The 15,626-nt window shown below is 66.5% G+C and carries 11 protein-coding genes; 10 read left to right on the top strand and 1 reads right to left on the bottom strand.

Annotated features, from left to right (window positions below):
• Positions 1 to 30 precede the first annotated feature (30 nt).
• Entirely contained in the window at positions 31 to 2,046 is a 2,016-nt protein-coding gene (locus AzCIB_RS14725) for a methyl-accepting chemotaxis protein (RefSeq protein WP_050418385.1), read from the top strand.
• A 15-nt stretch (positions 2,047 to 2,061) separates the two neighbouring features.
• Here the strand turns inward: AzCIB_RS14725 and AzCIB_RS14720 are convergent, their stop codons facing one another.
• Positions 2,062 to 3,084 (bottom strand): helix-turn-helix domain-containing protein, encoded by a 1,023-nt coding sequence (locus tag AzCIB_RS14720; protein WP_083447033.1) that lies wholly within the window; start codon positions 3,082 to 3,084, stop codon positions 2,062 to 2,064.
• Between the two features lie 303 nt (positions 3,085 to 3,387).
• Here AzCIB_RS14720 and AzCIB_RS14715 point away from each other — a divergent pair, with 303 nt between their 5' ends.
• The 9 genes from AzCIB_RS14715 to qhpC all read left to right on the top strand — a co-directional run bounded on the left by AzCIB_RS14715 (position 3,388) and on the right by qhpC (position 15,623).
• Complete coding sequence (locus AzCIB_RS14715) at positions 3,388 to 4,767, top strand: DUF1329 domain-containing protein (protein WP_050416589.1); 1,380 nt, start codon at positions 3,388 to 3,390, stop codon at positions 4,765 to 4,767.
• A 28-nt stretch (positions 4,768 to 4,795) separates the two neighbouring features.
• Positions 4,796 to 6,598: a DUF1302 domain-containing protein gene (locus AzCIB_RS14710; protein WP_050416588.1), complete on the top strand. Its 1,803-nt coding sequence runs from the start codon at positions 4,796 to 4,798 to the stop codon at positions 6,596 to 6,598.
• A 61-nt stretch (positions 6,599 to 6,659) separates the two neighbouring features.
• On the top strand, positions 6,660 to 9,023 hold the full coding sequence (locus AzCIB_RS14705) for an efflux RND transporter permease subunit (protein WP_050416587.1): 2,364 nt from the start codon (positions 6,660 to 6,662) through the stop codon (positions 9,021 to 9,023).
• 10 nt (positions 9,024 to 9,033) lie between these two features.
• Positions 9,034 to 10,005, top strand: coding sequence for a WD40/YVTN/BNR-like repeat-containing protein (locus AzCIB_RS14700; protein WP_050416586.1), 972 nt, complete (start codon positions 9,034 to 9,036; stop codon positions 10,003 to 10,005).
• Between the two features lie 26 nt (positions 10,006 to 10,031).
• Positions 10,032 to 10,511: a tellurite resistance TerB family protein gene (locus AzCIB_RS14695; protein WP_050416585.1), complete on the top strand. Its 480-nt coding sequence runs from the start codon at positions 10,032 to 10,034 to the stop codon at positions 10,509 to 10,511.
• A 167-nt stretch (positions 10,512 to 10,678) separates the two neighbouring features.
• Positions 10,679 to 12,181 carry an aldehyde dehydrogenase family protein gene (locus AzCIB_RS14690; RefSeq protein ID WP_050416584.1) on the top strand — a complete coding sequence of 501 codons (1,503 nt, stop codon included), beginning with the start codon at positions 10,679 to 10,681 and terminating at the stop codon, positions 12,179 to 12,181.
• A 67-nt stretch (positions 12,182 to 12,248) separates the two neighbouring features.
• Positions 12,249 to 13,856: a quinohemoprotein amine dehydrogenase subunit alpha gene (gene peaA, locus AzCIB_RS14685; RefSeq protein WP_050416583.1), complete on the top strand. Its 1,608-nt coding sequence runs from the start codon at positions 12,249 to 12,251 to the stop codon at positions 13,854 to 13,856.
• A gap of 19 nt (positions 13,857 to 13,875) precedes the next feature.
• Positions 13,876 to 15,306 (top strand): quinohemoprotein amine dehydrogenase maturation protein, encoded by a 1,431-nt coding sequence (gene peaB / locus AzCIB_RS14680; protein ID WP_050416582.1) that lies wholly within the window; start codon positions 13,876 to 13,878, stop codon positions 15,304 to 15,306.
• Complete coding sequence (qhpC, locus tag AzCIB_RS14675) at positions 15,303 to 15,623, top strand: quinohemoprotein amine dehydrogenase subunit gamma (RefSeq protein ID WP_050416581.1); 321 nt, start codon at positions 15,303 to 15,305, stop codon at positions 15,621 to 15,623. The genes peaB and qhpC overlap by 4 nt, the downstream gene beginning before the upstream one ends.
• The last annotated feature ends 3 nt before the right edge of the window (positions 15,624 to 15,626 follow it).

The raw sequence follows: 15,626 nt of genomic DNA, 5'->3' as shown, positions 1-15,626 counted from the left end.
GGCGTGCGGATCCTGTTTGTGGAGCGGATCGTGAAAGTACTTTTTGCACCTGCCGTGGGGCTGATGAATCGCTGCAGTTACCCGGTGAAGTTCGGCCTGCTGGGCCTGATCATCCTGGTGGCCTTTGCCAGCCTGATGCTGACCTTGGCGCGCCAGTTGAATGCGACGATCGAGCGGACGGAGCGCGAGCTCGTGGCGTCGGAGCTGTCGCGACCGATCTCCAGGGCGGTCGAACTGATGCAGCAGCACCGCGGGCTGTCGTCGGCGATGCTCGGGGGGCTTGAGAGTGCGAAGGCGACGCGCGCCGACAAGGCCGTCGAGGTCGATCGTGCGCTCGAGACGCTGGAGGCGGCGCTTCCGCAATCCGTGCGCAACAGCGGGTGGAGCGACATCCGTTCGCGCTGGAGTGCGTTGAAGCAGGAGGGGCTGAAGCTGAGCCAGCCCGAGAATTTCCAGACGCATACGCGGCTGATCGACAATCTGCTGGATTTTCAGATCGCGGTCGCCGACGAGTACGGCCTGACCTTCGATCCGCAGCAGGACAGCTACTACCTGATGTCGACGGCGGTGATCCGCATGCCCTACCTGCTGGAGCGCACGGGCCAATTGCGCGCCAGGGGGGCGGCGGCGCTCGCGCGCGGCACGATCGACGATGCGGGCAAGCTCGGCGTGAGCGTGCTCGCGGGTGACGTGACCGAGGCGGTGAGCGATCTCGAGACCAATATCCGCAAGATCGTCGCACAGCGGCCGGATCTCGGACAGCGGCTGGAGTCGTCGCTCGCGGAAATGAACGGCAAGCTGGCGACGGTGAGCGGGGTGGTGCGCCAGATCCTGGCGGGCGACCTGCAGAGCACGTCGTCGTCGGCCTACTTCGGGATGACGACCGAGGCGATCACGGTGGGCTACCGGCAGATGAACGAGATCCTGCTGCCGACGCTGGACGAACTGTTGCGGCAGCGCATCGTCGAGGCGCAGCGCGTGCTGCATTTCAACATCGTCGTGCTGGTGGTCGTCGCGGTCGCGATCGCCTACCTGTCCATCGGGGTGTATCTGTCGATCATGGGCAGCGTGAAGCGGCTCGCCGAGGGAAGCCATCGGCTGGCGGCTGGCGATCTGACGACGGCGATCAGGCTTCAGGCGCGCGACGAGCTGCACGTGATCGCCGACAGCTTCAACGATATGGCATCGACGATGTGTCGCCTGATCACGAACATCCAGAGCAATTCGGGCCAGGTGGCGGAGACTGCGCGCGGCATGGTGGAGTCGGCGCGCCAGATCGACACGGCGTCGCAGCGGCAGAGCGAGGCGGCGTCGAGCATGGCGGCGGCGGTGGAAGAGATGACGGTGGGCATCGACCATATCGCCAGCAACGCGAGCAATGCCAACGAGCTCGCACAGCGCTCGGGCAAACTGTCGGGCGAAGGGGGCGAGATCGTCGAGTCGGTGGTTGCCGATATCGGGGAGATCGCGCGGGCGGTGTCCGGGTCAGCCGATACGATTACCGAACTCGACCGCAGCTCGGAGCGGATTTCGGCGATTGTGAATGTGATCAAGGAGATCGCCGACCAGACCAACCTCCTGGCGCTGAACGCGGCGATCGAGGCCGCTCGCGCGGGCGAGCAGGGGCGGGGCTTTGCGGTGGTGGCGGACGAGGTGCGCAAGCTGGCCGAGCGCACGACGCATTCGACGCAGGAGATCGCCCAGATGGTCGGGGCGATTCAGCGCGATGCGCGCGATGCCGTGGAGAGTATGCAGGGGGGCGTGACGCAGGTGAATGCGGGCGTTACGCGCGCCCAGCAGGCGGGGACGGCGATGTCGAGCATTCGCGACGAGGCCGGTCGCGTGGTGGACACGGTGGCCGAGATTTCCGATGCTTTGCGCGAGCAGAGCGTCGCCTCGACGGAGATTGCGCGCAACGTGGAGACGATCGCGCGCATGGCGGAGGAGAACAGCGCGATTGCGGTCGAAAGCCACCGCACGGCGGATCGGTTGGAGAGCCTGGCGGGCAGCCTGCTTGCCGACGTAAGCCGTTTCAAGGTGGCCTGAGGGCGTTTCACCGGTTCATGCGTGGGTGGGGGGCGTGGCCTGGCGCAGGGTGTCCGAAGGCAGTTCGCCGAACATCGCGCGGTAGTCCGACGCGAAGTGCGACAGGTGCCAGAAGCCCCAGCGCGCGGCGATGTCGGCGATCTGGTGGCTGGCCGGGTCGGCGGACTTCAGTTCGCGGCGCACGCCATTGAGGCGCAAGGCACGCAGGAAGCTGACGGGGTTCAGGTTGAGGATGTCCTGGAAGCTGTACTGCAGCGTGCGGCGGGAGACGCGCAGCTCGGTGCACAGGTCGGGGACGGTGATCGGTGCGTCGATGTGCGCGCGCATGTATTCGCGCGCGCGGTCGACGATGAGCTGTCGCGTGCGACAGGGTGTGGCCGGGCGCGGGGTATCTTCGCGCGGCGTGATGGCGGCGACGATGCTGCCGTAGATCGCCTGTTCCAGACCCTTGCGCATCTGCGGATGGCGGAGCAGGTCCGGGGTGGCTTCGAGGCTGGCGAGCACCGTCAGGAGGAAGGCGCGCAGTGTCGCAGCCTGGTCGGCGGTCGCCGCGATGATGCGACGCTTGCCGATTTCGGCTTCTATGTCGCGATGCTCGACGCGCAGGGCGTAATCGGTGAAGGCTGCGCTGTCCGTCGTCACGGCGACGATGTCGTGCAGGCGCGGGGTGCGGTAGTCGAGGTCTTCCCCGCCCTTGAGCGTGATGATGGAGTCGAGCTCGCACGGTTCGCCGCAGTACCAGCCGGTGCCGTCGAGCTCGACCGGCACGCCGATCGTGCGCGAGCCTTCCCAGGACGTGCCGATTTCGTGCACGACCTGATTCGTTCGCTCGCGGAAGACCTGCACGTTGTCGAACCAGAATTCGTCGAACCGCCCCGTGAAGGTGCCGGCCGAAAGCTGGTCGTAGCGCTGACTCCAGTGTTGCAGGCAGGCTGCGTGGTCGTCTGCGTCGCGTGTGTCGAGATGCACGACGGAATACGCGTCGTCGCCCGCGGTGCGCGCGATGCTGTTGCGCCCGGCGAGAGTGTGAGCATCCATTTTCCGATTGTCTCCTGACCGGAAAGGGCCGTTTGTAGTTATGGCTTTGATTATTTTTTTAAAGCTAATACAAAAGTCGCACGCGGAACAGTGAAATTTTTCTAAGGAACCGCGTCGCACGTCCCGCCGTGAAGTCGTCCCCGCCGTCTCGTCGCGGATTGCCAATTTCGGATAACGGCTTCGGGAAACCGCTTCCTACAATCGCCTCCATCGGTTGTACCGCCGTGCGAGGACGCGGCCGGGGACAGCCGGAAAAAAATGCCGAACCGAACGGCACATCACATCAAGTGAGGAGACGACAACATGACTACCAGGACGAGGAGATCCCCTCGCCTTGCGCTCATCTGCATCGCGCTTGCCGCGGGGCTGGGCAGCGGGGCAGTGCGGGCGGCGGCGAGCGAGGCGGAAGCGGCAACGCTGGGCAAGAGCCTGACGCCGATCGGCGCGGAGGTGGCTGCGAGCAAGGATGGCTCGATTCCGGCGTGGAGCGGCGGGATGACGCAGGTGCCGGCCGGCTGGAAGCCGGGGCACCTGGATCCGTTCAAGGACGACAAGCCGCTGTTCTCGATCGATGCGGCCAACGTCGACAAGTACGCGGACAAGCTGTCGGCGGGCCAGTTGGCGCTGATCAAGGCGTACAAGGGTTACCGCATGGACGTCTATCCGAGCCGGCGCAGCTGTCCGGTGCCGGATTTCGTGGCGACGCAGACGAAGAAGAATGCGACGGCGGCGAAGCTGGGAGCGGATGGCTGGCAGCTCGAGCAGGTGTTCGGGGCGGGGGTGCCCTTCCCGGTGCCGAAGTCGGGTGCGGAGGCGATGTGGAACTACAAGCTGCGCTATACGGGCCTCGGCCGCCGTGCGCAGATCTCGGCGCTGATGCCGGAGAAGGACGGCAGCTACGTCGAGAACAAGCAGTGGGCGTACGAGATGTACCCGTTCAACGACCCGAAGGTGACCGGGCCGGCGGACGTGGGCGGGGTCGAGTCGAAGCTGCTGTACGACGTGCTGACGCCGCCGTCGCGCGCGGGCGAGGGTTACCTGATCCACGCCTACATCGACAAGCCGCAGGATGCGTGGATCTACTTCCCCGGTCAGCGCCGCGTGCGTCGCTCGCCGACCTTTGCCTATGACAACCCGATCGCGGGCTTCGACAACCTGTACTTCGTCGACCAGATCAACATGTTCACGGGCGCACTGGACCGTTACGACTACAAGCTGGTGGGCAAGAAGGAGATGTACGTGCCGTACAACTCCTACAAGCTGATCAACAAGAAGCAGAAGTTCAAGGACATGCTCGGGCCCGAGTATGTCAATCGCGACCTGATGCGCTACGAGCCGCACCGCGTGTGGGTGGTCGAGGCGACGGTGAAGGCGGACAAGCGCCATTCCTTTGCGAAGCGGGTGTTCCACTTCGACGAGGATTCCTGGGCGTTGCTGCAGGTGGATATGTACGACGCCAAGGGCAATCTCTGGCGCGTGCAGGAAGGCAGCCTGTGGGCGGCACCGGAGGTGGGCGCGTGCATGGCCTACGAGACCCAGATGTACGACCTGGTGGCGCGCCGCTACGTGGTCGACAACTGGACCGCCGAAGGTGAAGTGCTGGACCTGACGGCGGCGAAGGACGGCCGCGTGACGGCAGCGAACTTCACCCAGGACGAAATGCGCCGCCGCGGCGAGCGCTGACCCGCACCTCCACCCAGGGAGAATCTCCATGAAGAAAAGGACGATTTCGGATCGTCGGGGCACGCTCGCGCCTTCGATTCTGGCAGTTGCGGTTGCGGCGGCATGCTGGTCGCCGGCGAGCCATGCGTTCCGCTTCGGTTCGGAAGAGGGAATTTCGGGCAGCTTCGACAGCACCGTCTCGTACGGCGTGATGAGCCGCCTGCAGTCGGCAGGTTGCAAGACGGTGAGTAACGACAGCGGCGGCTGCAACAACGGCACGAACAACGAGCTGTCGCAGGTGTACAACCTGGCCAACGGCACCGGCTATGCGAATGCCGATTTCAACTACACGAACTTCGACGATGGCAACCTGAACTACAAGAAGGGGGACATCGTCTCGGCGGTGCTGAAGGGCACCCACGACCTGTCGCTGAAGTACCCGGGCGGCTGGAGCGCGCTGGCGCGCTTCAACTGGTTCGTCGATACGAAGTCGGACGACACGCGGCGTACGTCGGTCGCGGACGAGGCTTCGGGCGAGATGACCTTGCTCGACGCGTGGATCGCCAAGGAGTTCACCGTCGGCGAGCGGCGCGGCAAGGTGAAGTTCGGCAACCAGGTGATCTCCTGGGGCGAGGACATCTTCATCATCGGCGGCGTGAACCAGATCAATGCGATCGATCTGCAGAAGTTCCATGTGCCGGGCACGCAGTTGAAGGAGATCTTCATTCCGGCGCCGATGTTGTCGGCATCGATGGGCCTGACCGAGAACCTGGGGGCGGAGGCGTATTACCAATTCGGGTGGAACGGCTTCAAGTTCGACCCGGTGGGGACCTTCTTCTCGACCGCCGACGTGCTGGGCAAGGGGCGGCGCGTGGCGTACGTGCCGACGAGCATCATCGAGGACTTCGCCGGGCCGGGCGCGTGCGCAGGGCTGCCGACGGGGCAATGCGGCGACAACCCCGGGATTCCGGATGCGGATGCGGTCGCGGCGGGAATCGCGGTGCCCTATCTGGGGACCAACAAGCCGAAGAAGACGGGCCAGTACGGGGTGAACTTCCGCTACAACGCGGAGGAGATCGACACCGAGTTCGCCTTCACGTACCAGCGCTACCACGACAAGCTGCCCTTCCTCGGCTTCAAGGGCAACAGCGCAGGCGCGGTCACCGGCTACTTCATCGCCTATGGCGAGGACAAGGATCTGTACGCGATTTCGGCGAACACCAAGCTCGCGAACATCGCGGTCGGGGCGGAGCTGTCGTACCGGCCCAACGACAGCGTCGGCATCGATCCGACGGTGCCTTTCGGCAACGTTTTTGGCGGCCCGTCGAGCAAGTACAGCATCTACGAGCACGGCAGCAATCCCGGCTTCGTCGAGGAGGAGAAGTACCAGTTCCACCTCACGGGCTTCTATACCTTCTCGCATAACGACCCGCTGGGCGGCTTCGCGAAGGCGTTGGGGGCGACGGACGGCTTCATCCTCGCCGAAGCGGCGGTCGCGCATTACCCGGGGCTCGACACGAGTGGGGTGACGCCGTACTTCCTGCCGAACTATGCGCTGCCGGACAAGACGTCGTGGGGTTACGTGGTGGAGGCGGCGCTGAACTACCCGAACGTCGCCGGCACGGGCGTGACGCTGACGCCGCAGATCGACTGGTACCACGACGTCGATGGCACGACGCCGAATGGGCTGCCCTTCGTCGAGGGCCGCAAGGCGCTGACGCTGTCGCTGTTCGCGAACTACCGCGACGCGTGGAAGGGGGCGATCCAGTGGGTGACCTTCTACGGCGGCGGCGCCAACAACCTGATGCGTGACCGGGACTTCCTCTCGGCAAGCGTTTCGTACTCGTTCTGATGCACGCGCCGGCGCCGCGGGGGCGCGACTTCCGCGGTGCCGGCATAACGGATACCCCAACATGATCGAGAAACTGGTGCTGGCGATGCAGCGCGTGTGCTTCAGGCACCGCCTGCCGATCCTGCTCGCGCTGCTCGGCTTTACCGCGGTGATGGCGTTGTTCGCGTCGCGCCTCGAGATGAGCGCAGGCTTTGACAAGCAGTTGCCGCAAAACCACGAATACATCCAGACCTTCAACCAGTATCGCGAGGTGCTGTTCGGCGCGAACCGCATCATCGTGACGGTCGAGGCGAAGAACGGCGACATCTGGAACGAGAAGGCACTGACCAAGCTGTACGACGTGACGCAGGCGCTGTTCTTCATGAAGGGCGTCGACCGGCGCACGGTGACGTCCCTGTGGACCCCGAATACCCGCGCGGTGCAGATCACCGAGGAGGGGATGAAGGCCGAGGACGTGATCGGCGGCGACGTGACGGTGAAGGCGCTGACGCCGGAGAACATCACCGCGATCCGCGAGCGCACGATCGTCGGCGGCTTCATCGGCAGCCTCGTGGCAAACGATTCGTCGTCGGCGATGGTGGTCGCCGAGCTGGCGGATCCCGATCCGCAGACCGGCGCGCGGCTGGATTACTCGGAGTTCAGCCAGCGGCTGGAGCGCGAGGTGCGCGATACGTTCAGCGACGACGACGTGCGTATCCGCATCATCGGCTTCGCGAAGCAGATGGGCGACATCTCGGAAGGGGCGACCAGCGTGATCGAGTTCTTCGCGCTGGCCTTCCTGCTGACTGCGGCGGCCGTCTATTGGTACACCCGTTCGTGGATGCTGACCGTCTTGCCGCTGGTTTGCTCCCTGGTATCGGTGGTGTGGCAGTTCGGCACGATCACGCTGCTGGGCTTCGGGCTGGATCCGCTGGCCATCCTGGTGCCCTTCCTGGTGTTCGCGATCGGCGTGTCGCACGGCATCCAGCAGGTGAACTACATCGCGAAGGAAGTCATCAACGGCGCTGACGGCTACACCGCGGCGAGCCGCAGCTTCACCGGGCTGCTGGTGCCGGGGACGCTGGCGCTGATCACGGCCTTCGTCGGTTTCGCGACCCTGGTGCTGGTGCCGATTCCGATGATCCGCGAGCTGGCGATCACCGCGTCGGTCGGTGTGGCGTACAAGATCGTCACGAACCTGATCATGCTGCCGGTGGTGGCGAGCTACTTCCGCTTCGACGACGCCTTCGTGCTGCGGGCGAGCAAGGTCGAAGGGTTGCGCAATCGCATGATGGCGTCCATCGGCGTGCATATCGCGAATCCGCGCAATGCGGCGATCGGCACGCTGGTGTGCCTCGCGTTGATGGCCATTGCAGTGTGGCAGAGCCAGGGGCGGCACGTCGGCCATGTGCTGCCGGGCGCGCCGGAGCTGCACGACGATTCGCGCTACAACCAGGACGTCGAGGCCGTCGTCGCCCGCTACGCGCTGGGGCTGGACATGCTGACGGTGGTCGTCGAGACGCCCGCGGACGGCTGCTATCGCCACGACGTGATGAGCCATCTCGACCGCCTGAGCTGGTATCTGGCGAACGTGCCGGGCGTGCTGTCGGCGCAGTCGCTGCCGGGCATGACCAAGCTCGCGGCGTCCGGGGTGAACGAGGGCAACCCGAAGTGGGCGGCGCTGCCGCAGGAGGAGCTGACGCTGGGTGAGGCGGTGCGTCAGGTGCCGGAAGGCATGCGGCTCTTCAATGCGGATTGCACGCTGCTGCCGGTGAATCTGTACCTCGCCGACCACAAGGCGTCGACGATCAAGGAGGTGGTCGCTGCGGTGAAGCATTTCCGCGAGACCCAGCCGTTCCCGGGCGTGACCGTGCGGCTCGCCAGCGGCAACGCCGGCGTGCAGGCGGCGACCAACGAGGTGGTCGAGCACTCCGAGTTGCCGATGATGCTGTATGTGTATGCCACTATCCTCGTGCTGGTGTTCGCGGTGTATCGCGACTGGCGCGCGATGGTGGCGTGCTGCGTGCCGCTGACGCTCGCGACCTTCCTCGGCTACTGGTTCATGAAGGAACTGGACATCGGCCTGACGGTGGCGACGCTGCCGGTGATGGTCCTGGCGGTGGGGATCGGCGTCGATTACGCGTTCTACATCTACAACCGGCTGCAGATGCATCTGGCGCACGGCGAGGACATCGTCACGGCGTTCAAGCAGGCCCTGCGCGAGATCGGTGTGGCGACCGTGTTCACCGCGGTGACGCTGTCGATCGGCGTGGCCACCTGGTCCTTCTCGGCGCTGAAGTTCCAGGCCGACATGGGGATGCTGCTGACCTTCATGTTCATGATGAACATGATTATGGCGATCACGCTGCTGCCGGCGCTGGCCGTGACGCTCGACGTGCTGATCCCGCGGCGTGGCCCGGTGCGCGCGCCGCTGATGGCCCATTGAGGGGAACCCGATGAAAACAAGCAATCGAATCGGGCGGACCCTGGTCTGCCTGTGTCTGGCGACGAGCGCGGCGGTGTTCGCGGCCGGCCCGGCGGATGCCGCCAAGGTGCCCGCCCCGGCAATGAAGGCGCGGCTGGCGGCGAAGGTGCCGGTGACGGGACTGGTGCGCGCGGGCAATGCGCTGGTTGCGGTGGGCGACTACGGCACGATCGTGCGCTCGACCGACGAAGGCAAGACCTGGCAGCAGGCGGAGGTGCCGGTCAGCCTGTTGCTGACGGCGGTGCATTTCGTCGATGACAGCCGCGGCTGGGCCGTGGGGCACGGTGGCGTGATCCTCGTGACGACGGACGGCGGCGCGAACTGGCAGCTGCAGGCGACGCTCGACGACAAGCCGGTGCTGCTGTCGGTGCATTTCACCGATGCGCAGCGCGGCTACGCGGTCGGGGCCTACGGCGCAGCCTTCGTGACGAGCGACGGCGGGCGCGACTGGGCGCCGATGGCGGTCGGTAGCGGGCATGACGCGGACTTGCACCTCAACCACATCTTCTCGACGCGCGACGGCAAGCTCTTCCTCGCCGCCGAAACCGGACTCGCGTTCCGTTCGACCGACCGTGGGGCGACCTGGACGAAGCTCGCGACCGGGGTGTCGGGATCGCTGTGGAGCGGGCTCGAACGCGGCGACGGCGAGGTCGTGCTGTTGGGGATGAGCGGCAAGGTGATCGCGAGCCGCGACGGCGGCAACAGCTGGCAGGTGCGCGAGACCGGCACCGAGCAGTCGCTGACCTCGGGGCTGGCGCTCGCGAACGGCGGGCTGATCGTCGTCGGCGCCGGCGGCGTGGTGCTGCGCAGCAGCGGTGGCGGACCACTGCAGCTCGAGATCCGCCCCGACCGGCAGAACCTTGCGGCGGTGATGGCGGCCCCGACCGGAGCGGTGGTCGTTGCCGGACAGCTCGGCGTCGAGCGCCTTGCGCCTGCCCGATAAGAAACAACAACACCGGAGACCCCCGCATGCTGACCAAATTGATGGCCCTGCTGTCCGGCGAACTGCAGGCCGAAGGGCTGGAGACCGGGCCGTTCGAACGCCGCCACATCGCCGTTGCGGTGCTGCTGCTGGAAGCGATGTACATCGATCACCGTACCAGCGAGCGTGAGCACACTGCGATTACGCGGCTGCTGCGCGAGCACTTCGCGCTGCCCGAGGAGGCCGCGCAGCAGCTCGTCGCGGTCGCCGACGAGCGCTTCGCCGAGGTGCTCGACGACTGGGAGTTCGCGGAAGCGGTGCGTTCGGGCTTCAACGCCGCGGAGCGGCGCGAAGTGCTGACGATGCTGTGGGAGGTCGCCTATGCAGACGGCGACCTCGAGCGGCTCGAGGAACGGCTGGTGTCGCGGCTCGCACAGCAGCTCGACCTGGATCCCGACGCAGTCGATGCGGCGCGGGCCACTGCCGTGGCGCGTGCCGGGCTGATCGACGATGGGCCGGACGCCTGATCCGCCCCCCAATCGAAGTAGGGCGGAAAAGCGGAGCGCCTTCCGCCGTATGGCATTCGGCGCAAGCATGCGGCGGATAACGCCTTCGGCTCATCCGCCCTACGCGATACGTGACTCGTTACTGACAGATTCAATAAATAACTAACGGAAACAGAGGAGACAGACACATGGAGCGTTACCACGGACAACTGCTGAGCGACGGCACTCGGCGCTTTCTGGAGCGCCCGCGGCGCATGCTGATCGGTGCGGAGTGGGTCGAGGCGGCGAGCGGCGAGACGCTGGCGGTCATCGATCCGGCCAACGGCGAGAAATTCGCCAGCGTGCCGGCCGGCGGGGCAGCGGACATCGACCGCGCCGTCGCAGCGGCGCGCCGCGCCTTCGAATCGGGTGATTGGCCGAAGATGCGCCCGGTCGATCGCGAGCGCCTGCTGCTGAAGTTCGCCGATCTCGTGGAAGCGAACGCCCAGGAGCTGGCCGAGATCGAGTCGCTCGACAACGGCAAGCCGGTGACGATGGCACGCCACGTCGACGTCGCGCTGGTGGTCGACTTCCTGCGCTACATGGCGGGCTGGGCGACCAAGATCGAAGGCTCGACGATGGACGTGTCGGTGCCCATCATCCGCGACCGCGAGTTCTTCGGTTTCACCCGACGCGAACCGGTGGGGGTGGTCGGCGCGATCATCCCGTGGAATTTCCCGCTGCTGATGGCGGCATGGAAGGTGGCGCCGGCACTGGCGACGGGCTGCACGATGGTGCTGAAGCCGGCCGAGGAGACGCCGCTCTCGGCGCTGCGTTTCGCGGAACTGGCGCTGGAGGCGGGTTACCCGGCCGGGGTGCTCAACGTTGTGACCGGCCTCGGCCACACGGCGGGCGCCGCGCTCGCGTCGCACAAGGGCGTCGAGAAGGTCGCCTTCACCGGCTCGACCGAGATCGGCAAGCTGGTCGGCAAGGCCGCGCTCGACAACATGACGCGCGTGTCGCTGGAGCTCGGCGGCAAGAGCCCGGTGATCGTGCTCGATGATGCCGACGTGAGTCAGGCTGCGGCGGGCGCCGCGCAGGCGATCTTCTTCAACCAGGGGCAGGTGTGCACGGCCGGCTCGCGCCTCTTCGTGCACAAGAGCCGCTTCGACGAGGTGGTCGAGGGGCTTTCCGGCATCGCTGCCGGCATGAAGCTCGGCGCAGGCATCGACCCGACGACGCAGATCGGCCCGCTCGTGTCGGCCACGCAGCAGAAGCGCGTGCTCGGCTACATCGAGAGCGGCTTTGCCGAGGGCGCGCGGGCCGCGACCGGCGGTGCGGCGGGCGAGGGCGCAGGCTACTTCGTGAAGCCGACGGTGCTGGTCGACACGAGCGACGACATGAAGGTGGTGCGCGAGGAGATCTTCGGACCGGTCGTTGTCGCGATGCCCTACGACGATCTGGACGAGGTGGCACGCCGTGCGAATGACACCCCCTACGGGCTCGCCGCGAGCATCTGGTCGAACGACCTGTCGCGCGTTCATCGCCTGATCCCGAAGATCCAGGCCGGCACGGTGTGGGTGAACTGCCACAACATCCTCGACAACGCGATGCCCTTCGGTGGCTTCAAGCAGTCCGGCATCGGGCGCGAGATGGGGCGCGCGGTGCTCGATCTGTACACCGAATCCAAGTCCGTGATCATGGCTTTGTGAGTGCGGCGCGCCGCCTCGTCGCAGTCGACAGGGCGGCGCATTTCCTCACCGGAGAGTGGAGACACAAGTGAAGGCTGAGACCAAAAAACACACGCGCAGACGTCTGCGCATCGCCGGCGCGGTGGCGCTGGTGCTGGGGATGGCGGGCACGACGCCCGCCGTCGCGGCGCAGGACCCCGGCCGCGAGGTGATCGACAAGAAGTGCGCGAGCTGTCACCTCGAGGGCGGCAAGCTCACGCGCATCCCCGAGGTCCGCAAGACCCCCGAGGGCTGGGACATGACCATCGTGCGCATGGGCATCTGGCACAAGGTCGAGCTGACGCCCGACGAGCGCCGCGCGGTGGTGAAGTACCTCGCCGACCGGCAGGGGCTTGCGCCGTCCGAGGCCGCAGCGTTCCGCTTCCTGACCGAGCGCCGGCCGAACATGCAGGACGCGCCGCCCGACGAGGAACTGGCGCAGATGTGCGGCCGCTGCCACAGCTACGGCCGCGTCGCGCTGCAGCGGCGCGACGAGAACGAGTGGAGGAAGCTGATGCACACCCATCTCGGCCAGTTCCCCAGCGCGGAATACTCGGCGCTCGGGCGCGACCGCAACTGGTGGGAGATCGCGCGCGACAAGATGCCGGGGCGACTCGCGGAGATGTATCCGAAGAACACCGACGCGTGGCGCGACTGGAGCCGCGCGAAGCACCGGCCGGCCACCGGGCGCTGGATCGTCGCCGGCGAGCGGCCGGGCTGGGGCGCTTATACCGGTACGATGACCGTCACCGCGAAGGGCAGTGACCGCTACGAGGTCGGCTACGAGCTGCACTTCGGGCCGGGCAACACCGTGCGCGGCAAGGGCGAGTCGCTCGTCTATACCGGCTACGAATGGCGCGGCACGGCGCAACTCGGCAACGAGCAGACGCAGTCGATCTTCGCGCTGAGCGAGGACGGCGGCCGGATGAGCGGGCGCTGGTTCCTGCGTAAGGCCGACGAGATCGGGGCCACGTTCGAGGCGGTGCGCGCCGACAAGGCGGCGAAGAACGCGCTGGTGTCCGTGAGTCCGCAGATGCTGCGGGCGGGCGAGACGGCGACCGTGACGGTCGCGGGCGCCGGCCTCGATGCGAAGCTCGATCTCGGGCCGGACGTCGAGGTCGTCGAGTGGCTGGGCAAGTCCGCGGAGCAGCTGAAGCTGCGCGTGAAGGTCGCAGCCGACGCGGCGCCCGGCCTGCGCAAGCTCGCCGTCGGCGGACGCGAGTCCGACAAGAGCGTTGCCGTGTATCGCCAGATCGACTCGGTGCGCGTCGAGCCGGCCTTCGGCATCGCACGCGTCGGCGGCGGCACGAATCCGCCGGTGACCGCGCAGTTCGACGCCGTCGCCTTCCTCGACGGCGCGGACGGCAAACCCGGCACCGACGACGACGTGCGTCTGGGCAGCGTGCCGGCGACGTGGTCCACCGAGCCCTTCGACGAGCGCGCGAAGCATGACGAGGACCTGAAATTCGCCGGCCACATGGAGCCGCACGGACAGTTCCTGCCGTCCTTCGGCGGTCCCAATCCGGCACGTCGCGGCCTCAACAACGTCGGCAACCTGTCGGTCGTCGCGACCGTCGCGGACGGCGGGCGCTCGCTCAACGCGAAAGGCCAGCTGGTCGTCACCGTGCAGCGCTGGAACCCGACGCCGCTGCGCTGAGGGCAAAGGAGAAGAGACAATGACTACAACATTGCAGGTACAACCCCACAACTACCGTGCGATTCGCAAGGGCGACCGGCAGGTGCTGCTGCACGTGCCGACGACCTCGATCTTCGAGCTCGACCCGGCCGCATCCGACCTGCTCGGGTTGTTCGAGTCGGCGCCGGCGGTCAGTGCGGACGACATCCAGTCGCGCTTCGACGGTCGCTACACGCCGGCGGAGCTGTGCGACAGCCTCTCCGACTTCATCGACCTCGGCATCGTCGCGCCGCAGCCCAAGCACTACGAGATCCCGGCGCGCGTCGTCGAGCGTTCGCCGCTGAAGACGCTGGTGCTGACGCTCACCACCGGCTGCAACCTCGGCTGCAGCTACTGCTACCGCGAAGACCTGACTTCGCCGAAGAACTCCGCGGTGATGGACTACCAGACCGGCTCGCGCTCGATCGACCTGCTGATGGAGGAGGCAAGCGAGAACGAGCGCGTCGGCATCGTGTTCTTCGGCGGTGAGCCGCTGACCCGCATCGCGGTCATTCGCGATCTCGTCGATTACGCCGAGGAGAAGGCCGTGGCCGCTGGCAAGGACGTCGAGTTCTCGCTGACGACCAACGCGACGCTGCTCACCGACGAGATCATCGACTTCCTCGATACGCACCGCTTCGGCATCACCATCAGCATCGACGGCGACCAGGCGCAGCACGACCGCCACCGCCGCACGATCGCCGGCGGCGGCACCTACAAGACGGTCGCGATGCGCGTGAAGCGGCTGCTCGAGCGCTACAAGTCGAAGCCGGTCGGTGCGCGCGTCACGCTCGCATCCGGCAACCTCGACGTCGCAGGCATCTACAAGCATCTGCACGACGAATTGGGCTTCTTCGAGGTGGGTTTCGCGCCCGCGACCGCCGGCCCCGATTCGCCGGTCGGTCTGTCGCGCGAGGAGCTCGACACCGTGTTCGAAGCGTTCAAGGCGCTCGGCCGCGAGTATGTGTCCGAGGCCAAGCGCGGCAAGCGCCACGGCTTCGGCAACATGCAGCAGCTGATGACCGACCTGTGGATGGGCACGCGCAAAGTCCTGCCCTGCGGCGCCGGCGTCGGCCTGCTGGCGGTCGGCACCAGCGGCAAGATATCACTGTGCCACCGCTTCACCGGCTCGGAGCTCGAGACCTTCGGCGACGTCGAGAACGGCATCGCGCGCGAGTCATTGTCGCATTTCATGACCCGCGCGCAGGCCCCGCACGGCGCCTGCCAAGTGTGCCCCGCGCGCAGCCTGTGCGCCGGCGGCTGCTACCACGAATCCTATTCGCGTAGCGGCGACCCCTTCCAGCCGACCTTCGAGTACTGCGACCAGATCCGCGAATGGACCGCGTTCGGCCTCGAAGCCTTCGGCGACATCGCGCTCGCCAATCCGGCGTTCTTCAATGGCGCCATCGAACAAAGGAGTGCCCTGCAATGAAACGACTGCGAGCCCTGAACCACAAGGCGCACCTGATCGAGCAGGCGGCCAGCGACGGCCACCGCGAGGAAGTCCAGCTGATGAGCAGTGTCGTCGGTTGCACCACGACCTTCGACCCCGGCTGGGAAGTCGATGCCTTCGGCGGATTGGCGAGCCTGTGCCAGCCGATGGAAGCCGATCTCTATGGCTGCACCGACCCCTGCTGGTGGCCGGCACAGCTCGCCGACAGCCTGAACACCGCGCGCGACTGGACCGACGGCAAGAACTCGGCCCTGCGCGACTGGCGCGAACTGCAGACGCTGTTCCCTGGAGACTGAGCG

Origin of the sequence: Azoarcus sp. CIB (genome assembly GCF_001190925.1) — a bacterium.
Classification (GTDB): Bacteria; Pseudomonadota; Gammaproteobacteria; order Burkholderiales; family Rhodocyclaceae; genus Aromatoleum.
The sequence above is the reverse complement of the archived record's forward strand: the minus strand, read 5'-3'. Positions and strand labels throughout refer to the sequence as shown.